This window comes from Vibrio fortis, assembly GCF_024347475.1.
In the GTDB taxonomy this organism is placed as follows: domain Bacteria; phylum Pseudomonadota; class Gammaproteobacteria; order Enterobacterales; family Vibrionaceae; genus Vibrio; species Vibrio fortis.
In genome coordinates this window covers 3,192,160-3,209,827 of record NZ_AP025487.1, presented here as the reverse complement: position 1 = coordinate 3,209,827, position 17,668 = coordinate 3,192,160, and the positions used below count along the sequence as shown (strand labels likewise).

Sequence of the window (17,668 nt, the reverse complement as noted above, 5' to 3'; positions counted from 1 at the left end):
CCCTGCACAAAGGAAGAAACATGTCAGCAATTGATAAAGATGCGGTAAAGCAGTTCTTGCTCAACTTACAAGATTCGATTTGCCAACAGCTAGAACAAGCCGATGGTGTTGCGGCGTTTGAAGAAGACGCATGGCAACGTGAGCCTGGTGAGCGTCTTGGCGGTGGTGGGCGTACGCGTGTTATGACTAATGGTGCCGTATTTGAACAGGGTGGAGTGAACTTTTCCCACGTCGCAGGCAAAGAGATGCCAGCATCAGCGACTGCACATCGACCAGAGCTTGCCGGCCGAAAATTTGAGGCTATGGGTGTTTCCTTGGTGATCCATCCTAAGAACCCATATATCCCAACCTCTCATGCCAATGTACGATTTTTCATTGCAGAGAAAGAGGGTGAAGCGCCTATCTGGTGGTTTGGTGGTGGCTTCGACTTGACCCCGTTCTACCCATTTGCTGAAGATTGCCAATCTTGGCACCAAACAGCGAAAGATCTATGTGCTCCATTTGGCGATGATGTTTATCAGCAACATAAAGAGTGGTGTGATAAGTATTTCTACTTGCCTCATCGTGATGAAACTCGTGGTGTAGGCGGCTTGTTCTTTGATGATTTAAATGAGTGGGGCTTTGAGAAGAGTTTCGCTTACATGCAAGCGGTTGGTGAAGGTTACGCACAAGCTTATTTACCAATTGTTGAGCGACGTAAAGAAACCCCTTACGGTGAGCGCGAGCGTGATTTCCAGCTCTATCGTCGTGGTCGCTACGTAGAGTTCAATCTAGTCTATGACCGTGGCACCCTATTTGGTTTACAAAGTGGTGGGCGTACTGAGTCGATCTTGATGTCGATGCCACCACTGGCACGATGGGAGTATCGATACGAACCTCAAGAGGGTTCACCAGAGGCGTTACTGTATACAGACTATTTAAAACCTAGAGTTTGGTAAGACTTCCTTCCTTATAGGTATAGTGATAGGGTCGTTATTCGATGACCCTTTTTCATAAGCTCTGTTAGGTAAGGATATGACACAGTACATAGATCGCTATGCCGTTTTTGGAAACCCAATTAGTCAAAGTAAATCACCATTTATTCATACGCTATTTGCCCGCCAAACGAACCAGCAACTTACCTATACATCTCAACAGCCTGAGCCTGGTGATTTTCTCATTGCGGCGAAAGATTTCTTTGGCAATGGTGGTAAAGGCTGTAACGTCACAGCACCATTTAAAGAAGACGCATACCAATTTGCGGATCGCCTAACCGAGCGAGCTCAACTAGCTGGCGCCGTGAACACCCTTAAAAAGCTTGATGACGGTGAGATCATTGGTGATAACACCGATGGTGAGGGGCTTGTCCAAGATTTATTGCAACACCAAGTGGTATTAAAAGACGCTCGTATTTTACTGCTTGGAGCTGGCGGTGCAGCAAGAGGTGTGATTAAGCCATTGCTTGACCACACTCCTCGCCAGTTAGTGATTGCCAACCGTACAGCCTCTAAAGCACAACTACTTGCAGAAATGTTTACTTCCTTTGGTCATCTCTCAGGCATTGGGCTTGATGAGGTGAATGAAGGCTTTGATGTGATCATTAACTCTACTTCTTCAGGGTTGAGCGGTGAACTTCCAAAAGTGTCCGCCGAGATATTCACACCAACAAGTACCGTTTATGACATGGTCTATGGTTCGGGACACACGGTCTTTAATCGCTGGGCATTGGATAATGGTGTCCACGCTGCTTATGATGGCCTAGGCATGCTAGTGGGTCAGGCGGCTGAAAGCTTTATGTTGTGGCGAGGTCTAAGACCGGGTACAAAGCAAATCCTCAGAGAATTGAGAAAGAACCTAGAGGCTTAATAATGAATCAGTCAATTTTGTTTCCTGACATCCAAACCTGGGATGCAGAGAATCAATGCGTCGTTTTCCCGGCTCAACAAAGTGGCGCACTCATCGAGTGCACTATTACTTTAGAAGAGCTAGGAAAACTAGCAGGACGTGAAGTAACAAATGAACAAGCTATTGAGGTGTTCAGTGAGCTGCGTTTTGACTTAGAAGAACTAGCAGAAGAGCTAATAGAAGAAGAGGAGTTTAACTCCTCTGGTCAAATTGAGATTCAAGCGTCTTAAACAGGGCGAACTGAATCTAAATAGTCATTTTTGTTCTGCACATAGTTGTCGGCAGACTTCTGGAGAAACGCGAGCTCTTTATTCGTTAAAGGGCGTGCTTGTTTTACTGGGCTTCCCACATATAAATAACCACTCTCCAAAACCTTGTTTGGCGGAACTAAGCTGCCTGCGCCTATCATCACCTCTTGCTCGACAATAACATTGTCTAGAATGATCGCTCCCATTCCAACCAATACCCGATCCTGAATGGTACAACCATGCAGCATTACCTTATGGCCAATTGTGACATCATCACCAATAATCAAAGGGTAGCCTTCAGGGTTCTCCTTGTTCTTATGGGTGACATGAAGAACTGAACCATCTTGGATGTTTGTGCGTTGACCTATATGGATATGATTGACATCACCTCTTGCGGCAACTAAAGGCCAAACGCTAGAGTCGTCACCAATCTTGATATCACCAACTAATACTGCGGTTTCATCTATATAGACACCTTGGCCTATTTCCGGTGCGATACCTTTATAACTGCGTATAGAACTCATAAATCCTCCTTTATATAGCTAGCTTAAGAGTATTATTGGGTCTCTGACTAGGATAAATGGCCGTTTTTGGGTGTTTTTTATCCGAACAATCAAAAAACTAAAAAAAACGTAAAAAAGGGCTTGCCAATGTGATCGCAATCTCTATAATGCCACCTCGCTGACACGGGATGGCTTCTTAGGAAACCAAAACGAATCAGCAAGCCAAATTAGCCAAGCTAAGCGCTTGAAAAAAGTTTTGAAAAAAGTGGTTGACACTAAAACTTAAATCGCTAAAATGGCCGTCCGATTTGAGCGAAGCTCAAAAAGGAAAGCTCTTTAACAATTTAAACCTATCAATCTGTGTGGGCACTCGTTGATGAATATCAAAAATGAAACTTCGGTTTCAACTTGATTTCAATGAACTGAGTGACCAATTCGAATCGTAAGATTCGGCACAGTCAATTCACATTCACTATTCGTAAGAATAGGGAATGTAATCAGTATTCGTTGAGTCACAAAATCTTAAATTGAAGAGTTTGATCATGGCTCAGATTGAACGCTGGCGGCAGGCCTAACACATGCAAGTCGAGCGGAAACGAGTTATCTGAACCTTCGGGGAACGATAACGGCGTCGAGCGGCGGACGGGTGAGTAATGCCTAGGAAATTGCCTTGATGTGGGGGATAACCATTGGAAACGATGGCTAATACCGCATAATGCCTACGGGCCAAAGAGGGGGACCTTCGGGCCTCTCGCGTCAAGATATGCCTAGGTGGGATTAGCTAGTTGGTGAGGTAATGGCTCACCAAGGCGACGATCCCTAGCTGGTCTGAGAGGATGATCAGCCACACTGGAACTGAGACACGGTCCAGACTCCTACGGGAGGCAGCAGTGGGGAATATTGCACAATGGGCGCAAGCCTGATGCAGCCATGCCGCGTGTATGAAGAAGGCCTTCGGGTTGTAAAGTACTTTCAGCAGTGAGGAAGGGGGTGTCGTTAATAGCGGCATCTCTTGACGTTAGCTGCAGAAGAAGCACCGGCTAACTCCGTGCCAGCAGCCGCGGTAATACGGAGGGTGCGAGCGTTAATCGGAATTACTGGGCGTAAAGCGCATGCAGGTGGTTTGTTAAGTCAGATGTGAAAGCCCGGGGCTCAACCTCGGAACTGCATTTGAAACTGGCAAACTAGAGTACTGTAGAGGGGGGTAGAATTTCAGGTGTAGCGGTGAAATGCGTAGAGATCTGAAGGAATACCAGTGGCGAAGGCGGCCCCCTGGACAGATACTGACACTCAGATGCGAAAGCGTGGGGAGCAAACAGGATTAGATACCCTGGTAGTCCACGCCGTAAACGATGTCTACTTGGAGGTTGTGGCCTTGAGCCGTGGCTTTCGGAGCTAACGCGTTAAGTAGACCGCCTGGGGAGTACGGTCGCAAGATTAAAACTCAAATGAATTGACGGGGGCCCGCACAAGCGGTGGAGCATGTGGTTTAATTCGATGCAACGCGAAGAACCTTACCTACTCTTGACATCCAGAGAACTTAGCAGAGATGCTTTGGTGCCTTCGGGAACTCTGAGACAGGTGCTGCATGGCTGTCGTCAGCTCGTGTTGTGAAATGTTGGGTTAAGTCCCGCAACGAGCGCAACCCTTATCCTTGTTTGCCAGCGAGTAATGTCGGGAACTCCAGGGAGACTGCCGGTGATAAACCGGAGGAAGGTGGGGACGACGTCAAGTCATCATGGCCCTTACGAGTAGGGCTACACACGTGCTACAATGGCGCATACAGAGGGCGGCCAACTCGCGAGAGTGAGCGAATCCCAAAAAGTGCGTCGTAGTCCGGATTGGAGTCTGCAACTCGACTCCATGAAGTCGGAATCGCTAGTAATCGTAGATCAGAATGCTACGGTGAATACGTTCCCGGGCCTTGTACACACCGCCCGTCACACCATGGGAGTGGGCTGCAAAAGAAGTGGGTAGTTTAACCTTCGGGAGGACGCTCACCACTTTGTGGTTCATGACTGGGGTGAAGTCGTAACAAGGTAGCCCTAGGGGAACCTGGGGCTGGATCACCTCCTTATACGAAGATATTCACGATAAGTGTCCACACAGATTGATACGGTTTAGAAAGTAAAAGAGACGAAGATATCCCAATATCTTCATGCAGTGTCCCGTTCGTCTAGAGGCCTAGGACACCGCCCTTTCACGGCGGTAACAGGGGTTCGACTCCCCTACGGGATACCATTGGGTCGTTAGCTCAGTTGGTAGAGCAGTTGACTTTTAATCAATTGGTCGCAGGTTCGAATCCTGCACGACCCACCATTTCTTCTTTTAGAAATGACTCTCAAGATGGGGCTATAGCTCAGCTGGGAGAGCGCCTGCCTTGCACGCAGGAGGTCAGCAGTTCGATCCTGCTTAGCTCCACCATTCTTGAGAAATTCTTCTCCACGAGGAATTAAAACTAATGTGGGCGATTAGCTCAGTTGGGAGAGCACCTGCCTTACAAGCAGGGGGTCACTGGTTCGAGCCCGGTATCGCCCACCATCTTTAAGCGCATTAGCAATAGTGCTTTTAAAAATGGTTTTCATTAGCTAGTCATTAGCGAAAGAAACTTGCTCTTTAACAATTTGGAAAGCTGACTGATTTAAATAACACAGTTATTTAAATCAAATTAAAAGTTCTCAATGTTTATCCTTTGGATAAACACAACACAAACACATTCAAGTGTCTTGTATTCGAATCAAACTTAGTTTGATTCACCATTGAGTCCGGCAAACACGTAATAAGAACTAACCCTTCTTATTACAACCAAAAACCTTGGTTAGTTGCCATACACTAAGACCCTTTCGGGTTGTATGGTTAAGTGACTAAGCGTACACGGTGGATGCCTTGGCAGTCAGAGGCGATGAAGGACGTATTAACTTGCGATAAGCCCAGATTAGGTAGTAAAAACCTTTTGAGTCTGGGATTTCCGAATGGGGAAACCCACTTACATAAGTAAGTATCTTGTTGTGAATACATAGCAGCAAGAGGCAAACCGGGGGAACTGAAACATCTAAGTACCCCGAGGAAGAGAAATCAACCGAGATTCCGAAAGTAGCGGCGAGCGAAATTGGATTAGCCCTTAAGCTTTTAATGATGCAGGTGAAGAGTCTGGAAAGTCTCGCAATAAAGGGTGATAGCCCCGTAACCGACACATCATAATCAGTGAAATCGAGTAGGGCGGGACACGTGATATCCTGTCTGAATATGGGGGGACCATCCTCCAAGGCTAAATACTACTGACTGACCGATAGTGAACCAGTACCGTGAGGGAAAGGCGAAAAGAACCCCTGTGAGGGGAGTGAAATAGAACCTGAAACCGTGTACGTACAAGCAGTAGGAGCGGGCATTGTCCCGTGACTGCGTACCTTTTGTATAATGGGTCAGCGACTTATATTCAGTGGCAAGGTTAACCGTTTAGGGGAGCCGTAGGGAAACCGAGTCTTAACTGGGCGTTCAGTCTCTGGATATAGACCCGAAACCAGGTGATCTAGCCATGGGCAGGTTGAAGGTTGAGTAACATCAACTGGAGGACCGAACCGACTAATGTTGAAAAATTAGCGGATGACTTGTGGCTAGGGGTGAAAGGCCAATCAAACCTGGAGATAGCTGGTTCTCCCCGAAAGCTATTTAGGTAGCGCCTCGGACGAATACTACTGGGGGTAGAGCACTGTTAAGGCTAGGGGGTCATCCCGACTTACCAACCCTTTGCAAACTCCGAATACCAGTAAGTACTATCCGGGAGACACACGGCGGGTGCTAACGTCCGTCGTGGAGAGGGAAACAACCCAGACCGCCAGCTAAGGTCCCAAAGTATAGCTAAGTGGGAAACGATGTGGGAAGGCTCAGACAGCCAGGATGTTGGCTTAGAAGCAGCCATCATTTAAAGAAAGCGTAATAGCTCACTGGTCGAGTCGGCCTGCGCGGAAGATGTAACGGGGCTAAGCTATACACCGAAGCTGCGGCTGCACACTTTAGTGTGCGGGGTAGGGGAGCGTTCTGTAAGCCGTTGAAGGTGGTCTGTAAGGGCTGCTGGAGGTATCAGAAGTGCGAATGCTGACATGAGTAACGATAAAGGGAGTGAAAAACTCCCTCGCCGGAAGACCAAGGGTTCCTGTCCAACGTTAATCGGGGCAGGGTAAGTCGACCCCTAAGGCGAGGCCGAAAGGCGTAGTCGATGGGAAACGGGTTAATATTCCCGTACTTCTTACAATTGCGATGGGGGGACGGAGAAGGCTAGGTGGGCCTGGCGACGGTTGTCCAGGTTCAAGTACGTAGGCGGAAAGTTTAGGTAAATCCGGACTTTCTTAACGCTGAGATACGATGTCGAGCCACTACGGTGGTGAAGTCATTGATGCCATGCTTCCAGGAAAAGCCTCTAAGCTTCAGATTGTAAGGAATCGTACCCCAAACCGACACAGGTGGTCGGGTAGAGAATACCAAGGCGCTTGAGAGAACTCGGGTGAAGGAACTAGGCAAAATGGTACCGTAACTTCGGGAGAAGGTACGCTCTTATCGGTGAAGTCCCTCGCGGATGGAGCTGACGAGAGTCGCAGATACCAGGTGGCTGCAACTGTTTATTAAAAACACAGCACTGTGCAAAATCGTAAGATGACGTATACGGTGTGACGCCTGCCCGGTGCCGGAAGGTTAATTGATGGGGTTAGACTTCGGTCGAAGCTCTTGATCGAAGCCCCGGTAAACGGCGGCCGTAACTATAACGGTCCTAAGGTAGCGAAATTCCTTGTCGGGTAAGTTCCGACCTGCACGAATGGCGTAATGATGGCCACGCTGTCTCCACCCGAGACTCAGTGAAATTGAAATCGCTGTGAAGATGCAGTGTACCCGCGGCTAGACGGAAAGACCCCGTGAACCTTTACTACAGCTTGGCACTGAACATTGACCCTACATGTGTAGGATAGGTGGGAGACTTTGAAACCGCGTCGCTAGATGTGGTGGAGTCGTCCTTGAAATACCACCCTTGTAGTGTTGATGTTCTAACGTTGGTCCCTGAATCGGGATTACGGACAGTGCCTGGTGGGTAGTTTGACTGGGGCGGTCTCCTCCCAAAGAGTAACGGAGGAGCACGAAGGTGGGCTAATCACGGTTGGACATCGTGAGGTTAGTGCAATGGCATAAGCCCGCTTGACTGCGAGAATGACAATTCGAGCAGGTGCGAAAGCAGGTCATAGTGATCCGGTGGTTCTGAATGGAAGGGCCATCGCTCAACGGATAAAAGGTACTCCGGGGATAACAGGCTGATACCGCCCAAGAGTTCATATCGACGGCGGTGTTTGGCACCTCGATGTCGGCTCATCACATCCTGGGGCTGAAGTCGGTCCCAAGGGTATGGCTGTTCGCCATTTAAAGTGGTACGCGAGCTGGGTTTAGAACGTCGTGAGACAGTTCGGTCCCTATCTGCCGTGGGCGTTGGAAGATTGAAGGGGGCTGCTCCTAGTACGAGAGGACCGGAGTGGACGAACCTCTGGTGTTCGGGTTGTCATGCCAATGGCATTGCCCGGTAGCTAAGTTCGGAATCGATAACCGCTGAAAGCATCTAAGCGGGAAGCGAGCCCTGAGATGAGTCTTCCCTGGCGCTTTAAGCGTCCTAAAGGGTTGTTCAAGACTAGAACGTTGATAGGCAGGGTGTGTAAGCGCTGTGAGGCGTTGAGCTAACCTGTACTAATTGCCCGTGAGGCTTAACCATACAACACCCAAGGGGTTTTGATGGACTCAAAACATTGTTTCCGCTTTAAAAAGCAGAGGCAAACAAGAGCACTTGAATGAGTTTAGAGAATAAACAGCTTTCCGAATTTTAAGAATTTGCTTGGCGACCATAGCGTTGTGGACCCACCTGATTCCATGCCGAACTCAGAAGTGAAACGCAATAGCGCCGATGGTAGTGTGGGGCTTCCCCATGTGAGAGTAGGACATCGCCAGGCTTTAATTTTGGAACCACGTCTAAAGACGTGTTTACCACTGCGGAGTGGTAGTTCAGTTGGTTAGAATACCGGCCTGTCACGCCGGGGGTCGCGGGTTCGAGTCCCGTCCACTCCGCCACTTATTCGAGAGCCTCGCCTAGTGCGAGGTTTTTTCGAATCTACAGTATTGAAATTTTAGGGGTGTAGCTCCAATTGGCAGAGCAGCGGATTCCAAATCCGCGTGTTGGGAGTTCGAATCTCTCCACCCCTGCCATATATGAAGCCTCAGCAGAAATGCTGGGGCTTTTTTGCGTCTATTGCTTCTGCGAAGCAAAGTTGTTATTCAAAGGCTCGTGTCTTTCAATATGAGCCTTTACGTTATACTGCAGTGTCTGTCTCATCGCTAATGTCGCCGAAATAGGTCCAAACGTATTTGGAACCGACTTACCAACGTTGCCGATCTTTGGAACCTCAACCATGCACTGCTAGGCTTAGCCGACAACTACCATCTTCCTGTACACAACTAAACCCTTCCACTATTTAATCAATCTAATTATAGGTTTAATACTGATCGCATTTATTGGGTGAATGCATTTTGTGCAATAAAAGTGTGATCGATATATTAACTTTATTGCAATGTAATTAAGTTAAGTCTCAATAATGATACATTTGTTCAAATTTATAAAATAGAGCTTAAAAATGAATGTGTTAAGTAGCTTTAAGGGAAGAGTGGTTACCGTTGTCATTCTCTTAATTACAATGTCATTAACGGTATCTAGTTACCTATCCTATCAACAACTTTCAGCGTCTATTGAAGAACGGATTAATGAATATTCGATGCTGAAGATTGAGACCACGAGCGACACTATTACCACTTGGTTAGATACCATTAAATCGGGCTTAGTATCGAATGCACCTGACTTCGTTTCTGTTGATAATGACCAGCAAATTTTATTGATGATCAGACAGATCGCGAATACTTCTCCAGCTTCTGATATTTTGGTTGGTTATGAAGATGGGCGTTCTTACGGGAACAATAGTGGCAAACGCGACCTGTCACAGTATGACCCAAGAACACGAGATTGGTATAAACAGGCAGTTGCTAAGCGCAGCACTATCGTGACAGATATTTACAGTGATGCGTTGACGAAGAGTTTAATGGTCAGCATTGCAGAACCGTTTTATGCACAAGGTCAACTACAAGGTGTATTGCTTGCAGATATCGAGCTTACTCTGCTTGATGAACTGGTAAGAAAAGCGCCTTTCCCTGGGGCTATGATGGGCCTATATGACCAGACCAGTCTAACGATTGCCTCTAATGGAGAAGTTGATGTTCCAGGTGAGACAAAACTCTATGACTTTGCCGATCTCAAGCCACTGACTGATTCTCTGTTGTCTATTCCATCTGGTATGCAAGACTATAGCCTGGGAGGAGTGGACAAAGTGGCTTTCTTCCAAACGATCCGAATTGATGATGGAGTGACTTGGCATTTACTTGTAGGCGTCGACAAATCTATCGCCTATGCCGAGATGGATGAAGCATTAGAAGCAGCCCTCTATTCTGCCATTATTCTACTTACGATCTCTTGTGCGATTTTCCTAGTGATTCTCAACTACGCATACCGACCAATCCTAGCGTTGAAGAGTACGATATTAGATTTATCACAAGGACATGGTGACCTGACACGTCGATTAGAGGTTCATTCTCAGGATGACCTTGGTCAGATAGCAGAGGCAGTAAATACGTTTATTAGTAACCTACAGGCAATGATGCTTGAAGTGACCAGTGCTTCAAACCAGATATCGCAAAACATCCATTTACTCGAAGAGCAAACTCATAATAATGAAGCCGTACTGACCAATCATGCAATGGAGACTACACAGGTAGTCACTGCTATGACAGAGATGAGTTCAACGGCTGATAGTGTCGCTGAGAGCGCTTCTAAGACAGCTGAATTTACTAAGATGACTAATGATGAGGCTAGTCAGTCCAAAGAGGTTGTTGCAAGCGCTGTTCGTAGCGTAGCTGAATTAGTTGATGAGGTTGAAGCTATGGCTCATAGCATTCAATCGATGAACGAAGACTCGCAAAAGATTGGCTCTGTTCTAACGGTTATTGGTGAGATTGCAGACCAAACTAACTTACTCGCACTCAATGCAGCGATTGAAGCAGCGCGAGCAGGAGAGCAAGGGCGTGGCTTTGCGGTGGTTGCTGATGAAGTTCGTGCGCTTGCTGCGAGAACTCAGCAAAGTACTTCAGAGATCAACAGCATGTTGGCGAACTTAAATGAGGGAACTAAGACCGTTGTTAAAGCCATGGATGACACCAAAGTGCGCTGTGAAGAAACAGCACACACCACAGAAAATGTTAATCAGAGCTTAGACGTAATGGTTAACTCGATTGTGCGGATTAATGATCTTGGCCTTGAGATCGCTACGGCAGCGAGCCAACAAAGTGCAGTAACTGATGAGGTTAGTCGTAACATGACAACGATTCAGGGGATGGTGAATGAACTTACAGATAATGGTGCTCAAGCTACAGCAGGCACCGTTCAATTGACCAATAGCAACAAGCAGCTGCTCGCGATTGTTGGTCGCTTTAAGCTTCAATAACTTATAACTCGATTGTTGCTTGTAAAGGAGACGGAGACGTCTCCTTTTTATTTGCACCATTCAAAGAAAAAGCGATCTGCTCAAGGCTACCTAAGACTAAAAATTAGATCCGTAATGAGAATTGTTATTAATAATCTGTTACATTTTAAGCAGGTTAATTTAAGAGTAGAACAGTATGGATATTTCTCGTCGTCAGTTTATTAAGTCTTCTATTGCTATATCAGCACTGTCCATTTTACCCGCTTGTAGTGTTACTCAATCTGTCGATGAAAAAGGACGATACGTATACGACCTAACGGCTGAGCCGGCCACAGCCGAGTTAGTACCAGGATACACGACTAAAGTACTTGGTTTTGATGGGCAAATACCTGCACCTACCATTCGCTGTCGTCAAGGTGAGAAGGTTGTCATCCGTTTTACTAATAAGCTCGCAGAGCCAACCACAATCCACTGGCATGGCTTAAGAATCCCAATCGAAATGGATGGCGTGCCGTTCCTAAGTCAGCCTCCTATCATGCCTGGAGAGACCTTTGTTTATGAGTTTACTCCACCAGATGCGGGTACTTTCTGGTATCACCCACATATGAATAGCGTTAAGCAGTTAGGAATGGGGTTAGTAGGGCTGATCATTGTTGAAGAGTCTCAGCCCGTTGCTTTTGATGAAGAGTTACCGCTGATGCTTAAACATTGGCATCTTGATAAGCAAGGGCAGTGGAAGGACCTGATGATTCCACGAATGAGTGCTCGTATGGGTACTCCTGGCGAGTGGAGCAGCGTAAATGGTGTTCATGAACCGAACTACCAGATTAAGCAATATGCGACAACACGCCTGCGAATCGCAAATGTCGATAATACGATTACCTATCCTATTGCGGTCGAGGGGGTAGAGGCTTGGGTTATTGCTATCGATGGTAACCCTGTCAAAACCCCTTATCGACTAACACAACATAAGATTGGCCCGGGCATGCGAGTGGATATTGGATTTGTGGCTCCGACTAAGGGCACCACTATAAATGTCTTACAGATGAAAGGACGCTTTCCATTCTCATTATGTTCATTAGAAGTCGTGGACTCAAACTTGCCATCTGAGCAGACATTACCTGCTTTACCACTCAACCCGGTTCCTAATCTAGACCTCGAAAATGCCACCGAGATCGATTTTCTATTTGAGTGGGAGGGGGCGATCAGTCCGACAGGAAAAGATGGCAAGTCGATGCCAAAATTCTGGCTGACGAACAAGCGCGCATGGGAAGGGATGAGTAAGGATAATATTCCTCAACCGCTTGCGACATTAGAGCTAGGAAAGACATATATATTCGATCTCAAAAACGTAACTCAGTATCACCATCCGATCCATATCCATGGTCATACATTCACTGTACTTGAGCTGGATGGAAAGAAAGTTGAAGAGCCATTCCATACTGATACGGTTCTGCTTGGTAAGAATGGCAGTGCGAAAGCAGCGTTTGTTGCTGATAATCCTGGCCGTTGGATGTACCACTGTCATGTGATTGAACACATGAAGACGGGCTTGATGGGTTATATCGAAGTAAAGTGACACCTGTAACTTTTTAATCTTGAAATTTATCCAAGTAATTTATTCACTAATTATCTCGAAAAAAAATCGAGTAAGGCTAGAATATCCTTAAGTCTTATGTGGGGGAATTATGGGTCAGTTTTCAATTTTGGGGTTTATTGCCATCGGCGGTGCATTTGGTGCGTGCTCTCGTTATCTAATTTCTGAGTTATGTGTTGTGTTATTGGGTCGTGGTTTTCCATATGGCACCCTGACGGTGAATGTCGTCGGTTCGTTTATTATGGGTCTACTCATCGCCGCATTCGAAAATGAGATGCTCGCAACTGAACCGTGGCGTCAGATCATTGGGTTAGGCTTTTTAGGTGCATTAACAACGTTTTCCACTTTCTCTATGGATAACGTGTTATTGATGCAGCAGGGTGCTTTTTTCAAGATGGGACTCAACGTGCTACTTAATGTGGTATTGAGCATTTCGGCAGCCTGGATTGGTTTTCAGTTGCTAATTAAGAGTTAGTTCTCTAGATTCGTATCAAAATCACACAGGTCGGCTTGGTTTAACCAAGCCGATTTTATATACTGAATTCACTTGTCGGAGTGCCATAAGGCTGAGACCGTTCATTCGGGATCCGTTGAACCTGATCAGGTTAATACCTGCGAAGGGAACAAGAGAAGATATCCTTGCTGGAATTCTCTCTAGCAGACCTATCATTAAGCTAAGCATTAGGCCGTTTTTGCCCGCCCTGGGTATACCTATGTTCAGCTCCTCTTGTCGCATCTTTCCGCCAAGCATTTTTATCCGAATTTATTATCTAGAATAACGAAGCAAGGAAAAATGCTATGTCGAATCGCAAGCAAGCGAGACTGGAAGCAAAACAGTTTATAGAAACTCTCTCGGTACAACCGTATCCAAATTCAACCAAGGTTTACGTTGAAGGCTCTCGAGCCGATATTCGTGTTCCAATGCGTGAGATATCTCTTGCGGATAGCTTGATCGGTGGTACCAAAGAAGCGCCAATCTTTGAGCCAAATGAGCCTATTCGCGTTTATGACACATCGGGTGTTTACACTGACCCACAACATGAAATCGATCTTCATCACGGCTTACCGAAGCTGCGAGAGAGTTGGATTGAGGAACGTTCAGATACCGAACTACTCGATGACGTGAGTTCGGTTTACACCAAAGAACGCCTTGAAGATGAAACCTTAGATGAGCTTCGTTACGGCAATCTACCACGTATTCGACGTGCTAGAGATGGCCAATGTGTAACTCAAATGCACTATGCTCGTCAGGGAGTCATTACTCCAGAAATGGAATACATTGCCCTGCGTGAAAATATGGGTAGAGCCCAGTATCGCGACGAAGTGCTCACACAGCAGCACCCAGGCCAGAGTTTTGGGGCTAACCTGCCTAAAGACATTACACCAGAATTTGTTCGCAAAGAGGTCGCTGAGGGGCGCGCGATTATCCCTTCCAATATTAACCACCCAGAATCGGAACCAATGATTATTGGCCGAAATTTCCTTGTAAAGGTTAACGCAAATATCGGTAACTCTTCCGTGTCATCTTCTATTGAAGAGGAAGTTGAAAAGTTGGTATGGGCAACTCGCTGGGGCGGCGACACAGTAATGGATCTATCTACTGGGCGTAATATCCATGAGACACGCGAATGGATCTTGCGCAATAGCCCAGTGCCGATCGGTACGGTTCCTATGTATCAAGCACTAGAGAAGGTTAATGGCGTTGCTGAGAACCTAAACTGGGAAGTGATGCGAGACACCTTGATTGAGCAAGCTGAGCAGGGCGTTGACTACTTTACGATCCATGCAGGCTTATTACTTCGTTATGTGCCGATGACGGCGAAGCGTGTGACGGGTATCGTTTCGCGAGGCGGTTCAATCATCGCTAAGTGGTGTTTGGCTCATCACCAAGAAAGCTTCCTATATACGAACTTCAGAGAGATCTGTGAGATCTGTGCTAAGTACGATGTCGCTCTATCACTAGGTGATGGTTTACGTCCAGGTTCTGTCGCTGACGCTAATGATGAAGCTCAGTTTGCCGAACTTCGCACACTGGGTGAGTTGACTAAGATTGCTTGGGAATATGATGTTCAGGTGATTATTGAAGGTCCTGGTCACGTGCCTATGCATATGATCAAAAAGAATATGGACGAGCAGCTTGAACATTGTCATGAAGCGCCGTTTTATACGCTAGGCCCACTCACAACAGATATTGCACCCGGCTATGACCATATTACCTCAGGAATAGGTGCTGCGATGATCGGTTGGTACGGCTGTGCGATGCTCTGTTACGTAACACCAAAAGAGCACCTTGGTTTGCCCAACAAAGAAGACGTTAAAACCGGCCTGATTACCTACAAGCTTGCTGCTCATGCAGGCGATTTAGCGAAAGGTCACCCTGGTGCGCAAGTACGTGATAACGCTCTATCAAAAGCGCGTTTTGAGTTCCGTTGGGAAGACCAATTCAACCTTTCTCTTGATCCTGAAACGGCCCGAGCTTTCCATGATGAAACCTTGCCACAAGAGTCAGGTAAGGTTGCTCACTTCTGCTCTATGTGTGGACCTAAATTCTGTTCAATGAAGATCTCGCAAGAGGTGCGCGAATACGCCAAAGACACAGAGCAGGTTGCTGCTGACCAAGCGATATCGATCAAAATGCTTGATGATCCACTAGAGGGGATGCGTCAAAAATCGCAAGAGTTCCGTGAAACGGGATCTGAGCTCTATCATCCGGCTGCTACCATAGAGGCGGCTGATTAATGAATAAAATCCTTATTCCGTCATCATTGATTGAGCTAACTGGCTTGGTTCAACAATGTTTGTTGTTGGCGAAAGAGCAGGGTTTTATTATCGAAAATGTTGAGTTGGGTGTGAGCCCAACTCAATCGATACAGCTCATTCACGACCAACATATCACAAGCCTATCGACCGATATTCTCTCTAGTATTGATTGTTCTCAAGGTTCGGATTACATACTCCACTATCGTTCAGAATTGAGCGTTGGAGAGTGTCGCCATCAAGAGCCAACCGACATCTTCATTGGTATTCCAGACCGACCGTTGAACGAGGCTCCAAATTCCTCTCAGTTAGATATCTGGCGTCACCCTATAAATAATGAAGCCAGAGCGCTTTCTGTTGCTCCACACCTAGCCAAGCATTTGTATCCAGAATTGCATTTGGCTTGGTTCGTGACTCTGTCGATACTCGATTTTCCGATCGAGGATGTACTAACTTTAGCACGAGCGATGATGTCGCCAACAGGGAGTGTTTCACGTGAAACATCGGCTTTTGATATTCGCACAATATCGTCAAATCATGTTTTGAAGGTGTGGGCATTCGAGTTTAGTGCTTTTCCTACTCCTGTTCTTGAGGATGACCGCTTAGGCATACAAGTTGGCTGGTCTGCTAATGGTGAGAGCGTCGGTTTTCCAACATTAGCCAAGGCTAGTCTCGGGCTTTATCCGGTTGTCGATGATGTATCGTGGATTGAACGTCTATTGCCGATGGGTATTAAAACCATTCAGCTTCGGATTAAAAACCCACAACAAAGCGATCTAGAGCAACAAATAGAGAAAGCGATCGAATTGGGGCATCAATACGATGCGCAAGTCTTCATTAACGATTACTGGCAACTTGCCATTAAGCATGGTGCTTATGGTGTTCACCTTGGCCAAGAAGACATCGAAGAGTCAAACCTTGCGCAGTTAAGTAAAGCAGGGGTACATCTTGGTTTGTCGACGCACGGTTATTACGAGTTGCTGAGAATCGTACAGATTCATCCAAGCTATATTGCCTTAGGGCATATCTTCCCAACGACTACCAAAGAGATGCCCTCCAAGCCACAAGGGTTGGTTCGGTTAGCTCTGTATCAGAAGCTTATCGATACCATTCCATATGGCATAACTAAAAGCAGCAACAACCAACAATTAGGCTTTCCAACCGTTGCAATCGGCGGCATTGATCAAAGTAATGCTGACCAGGTTTGGCAGTGTGGTGTATCGAGCCTCGCGGTTGTTCGAGCGATTACTTTATCCAGTGACCCACAGTTGGTGATTGATTTCTTTGCCAACTTGATGGGGGCAAGCCAGGACGTGCTTGTTAGAAAAAATCGGAATGAGCAGAGGGCAGTCTGTGCTGAATGATAAAGAGTTCCTACGTTATCAACGTCAGGTTTCATTACCTGAAGTGGGTGAGAATGGGCAAGTTCAGCTTGGCCAATCTCATGTTTTGGTGATTGGTTGTGGAGGCTTAGGCAGTGCTGCTTGTTTGTATTTAGCATCAGCAGGCATCGGCAAGCTTGTGGTTGTGGATGATGATGCCGTTGAGAGCAGTAACCTACAAAGACAAGTCATATACCGAGAACGAGACCTAGGCACGCCTAAAACCAGTGCGACAGCAAAGCAGTTAGCGCAGCTCAATCCTATGGTGCAGGTACGTACCATCAATAAGCGTTTAGATCCCGGTCAGCTTTCACTTGAGGTTATGTTGGCTGATGTGGTTTTGGATTGCAGCGACAACATGCCGACAAGGCAGCTGATAAACCAAACCTGCTTCGAGCAAAACACCCCACTTGTATCGGCTGCCGCTATTGGGTGGCAGGGTCAGTTTGCCGTATTTGAAAACCAAGCGTCACAACAGTCAGCTGCTTGTTATCGATGCTTGTATCCATTTGATGAACTAAAACAGACACAAAAATGCAGCGAGTCTGGTGTTGTCGGCCCCGTTGTCGGGACAATGGGAAATTACCAAGCCTTGGCTGCCATTCAAAAGCTGGCGACGGGTAAGTTCTACGTTAAGGCAGGAGAGCTGCACCTCTTTGACGGTTTAAAGATGAAGTGGCAGACGTTAGCGATTACAAAAGATAACAGTTGTCAGGTTTGCAGTTAGGACTGGGTTATACGCAAT

The 17,668-nt window shown here is 46.7% G+C and carries 10 protein-coding genes, 6 tRNA genes, 3 rRNA genes and 1 riboswitch; of the genes, 18 read left to right on the top strand and 1 reads right to left on the bottom strand.

Annotated features, from left to right (window positions below):
- Nucleotides 1-20 precede the first annotated feature (20 nt).
- The 3 genes from hemF (at nucleotide 21) to OCV50_RS14315 (ending at nucleotide 2,114) form a co-directional block, all read left to right on the top strand.
- A complete protein-coding gene (gene hemF / locus OCV50_RS14325) occupies nucleotides 21-938 on the top strand; it encodes an oxygen-dependent coproporphyrinogen oxidase (protein WP_261903340.1) in 918 nt (305 codons plus the stop codon).
- Between the two features lie 76 nt (nucleotides 939-1,014).
- Nucleotides 1,015-1,845: a shikimate dehydrogenase gene (gene aroE / locus OCV50_RS14320; RefSeq protein WP_261903339.1), complete on the top strand. Its 831-nt coding sequence runs from the start codon at nucleotides 1,015-1,017 to the stop codon at nucleotides 1,843-1,845.
- A gap of 2 nt (nucleotides 1,846-1,847) precedes the next feature.
- Entirely contained in the window at nucleotides 1,848-2,114 is a 267-nt protein-coding gene (locus OCV50_RS14315; protein WP_032548677.1) for a DUF1488 family protein, read from the top strand.
- Here the strand turns inward: OCV50_RS14315 and OCV50_RS14310 are convergent.
- Entirely contained in the window at nucleotides 2,111-2,656 is a 546-nt protein-coding gene (locus OCV50_RS14310; RefSeq protein WP_261903338.1) for a gamma carbonic anhydrase family protein, read from the bottom strand. The two genes, OCV50_RS14315 and OCV50_RS14310, sit on opposite strands and share 4 nt — an antisense overlap.
- A gap of 503 nt (nucleotides 2,657-3,159) precedes the next feature.
- Between OCV50_RS14310 and OCV50_RS14305 the strand changes: the two genes are divergently transcribed.
- From OCV50_RS14305 to OCV50_RS14235, 15 genes are all read left to right on the top strand, one after another.
- Nucleotides 3,160-4,712 (top strand): 16S ribosomal RNA (locus OCV50_RS14305).
- An 88-nt stretch (nucleotides 4,713-4,800) separates the two neighbouring features.
- A tRNA-Glu gene (locus tag OCV50_RS14300) sits at nucleotides 4,801-4,876 on the top strand.
- A 2-nt stretch (nucleotides 4,877-4,878) separates the two neighbouring features.
- Nucleotides 4,879-4,954: transfer RNA gene (locus OCV50_RS14295), tRNA-Lys, on the top strand.
- Nucleotides 4,955-4,983: 29 nt separating this feature from the next.
- Nucleotides 4,984-5,059: transfer RNA gene (locus OCV50_RS14290), tRNA-Ala, on the top strand.
- A gap of 41 nt (nucleotides 5,060-5,100) precedes the next feature.
- Nucleotides 5,101-5,176: transfer RNA gene (locus tag OCV50_RS14285), tRNA-Val, on the top strand.
- Between the two features lie 313 nt (nucleotides 5,177-5,489).
- Nucleotides 5,490-8,381 (top strand): 23S ribosomal RNA (locus OCV50_RS14280).
- A 119-nt stretch (nucleotides 8,382-8,500) separates the two neighbouring features.
- Nucleotides 8,501-8,616, top strand: a 5S ribosomal RNA gene (gene rrf / locus OCV50_RS14275).
- Together the 16S, 23S and 5S rRNA genes with 6 tRNA genes alongside form the textbook arrangement of a ribosomal RNA operon.
- 41 nt (nucleotides 8,617-8,657) lie before the next feature.
- Nucleotides 8,658-8,734: transfer RNA gene (locus OCV50_RS14270), tRNA-Asp, on the top strand.
- Between the two features lie 58 nt (nucleotides 8,735-8,792).
- Nucleotides 8,793-8,869, top strand: a tRNA-Trp gene (locus OCV50_RS14265).
- A gap of 425 nt (nucleotides 8,870-9,294) precedes the next feature.
- Nucleotides 9,295-11,208, top strand: a complete 1,914-nt coding sequence (locus OCV50_RS14260) for a methyl-accepting chemotaxis protein (RefSeq protein ID WP_261903337.1) — start codon at nucleotides 9,295-9,297, stop codon at nucleotides 11,206-11,208.
- A gap of 175 nt (nucleotides 11,209-11,383) precedes the next feature.
- Complete coding sequence (locus OCV50_RS14255) at nucleotides 11,384-12,766, top strand: multicopper oxidase family protein (RefSeq protein ID WP_261903336.1); 1,383 nt, start codon at nucleotides 11,384-11,386, stop codon at nucleotides 12,764-12,766.
- A gap of 109 nt (nucleotides 12,767-12,875) precedes the next feature.
- Nucleotides 12,876-13,259, top strand: a complete 384-nt coding sequence (crcB, locus tag OCV50_RS14250) for a fluoride efflux transporter CrcB (RefSeq protein WP_032552243.1) — start codon at nucleotides 12,876-12,878, stop codon at nucleotides 13,257-13,259.
- Nucleotides 13,260-13,325: 66 nt separating this feature from the next.
- Nucleotides 13,326-13,424: riboswitch (TPP riboswitch) on the top strand.
- 158 nt (nucleotides 13,425-13,582) lie between these two features.
- Nucleotides 13,583-15,523 carry a phosphomethylpyrimidine synthase ThiC gene (gene thiC / locus OCV50_RS14245; protein ID WP_261903335.1) on the top strand — a complete coding sequence of 647 codons (1,941 nt, stop codon included), beginning with the start codon at nucleotides 13,583-13,585 and terminating at the stop codon, nucleotides 15,521-15,523.
- Complete coding sequence (locus OCV50_RS14240) at nucleotides 15,523-16,905, top strand: thiamine phosphate synthase (RefSeq protein WP_261903334.1); 1,383 nt, start codon at nucleotides 15,523-15,525, stop codon at nucleotides 16,903-16,905. Before thiC ends, OCV50_RS14240 begins: the two co-directional genes overlap by 1 nt.
- On the top strand, nucleotides 16,895-17,650 hold the full coding sequence (locus OCV50_RS14235; protein ID WP_261904166.1) for a HesA/MoeB/ThiF family protein: 756 nt from the start codon (nucleotides 16,895-16,897) through the stop codon (nucleotides 17,648-17,650). The genes OCV50_RS14240 and OCV50_RS14235 overlap by 11 nt, the downstream gene beginning before the upstream one ends.
- Nucleotides 17,651-17,668 lie beyond the last annotated feature (18 nt).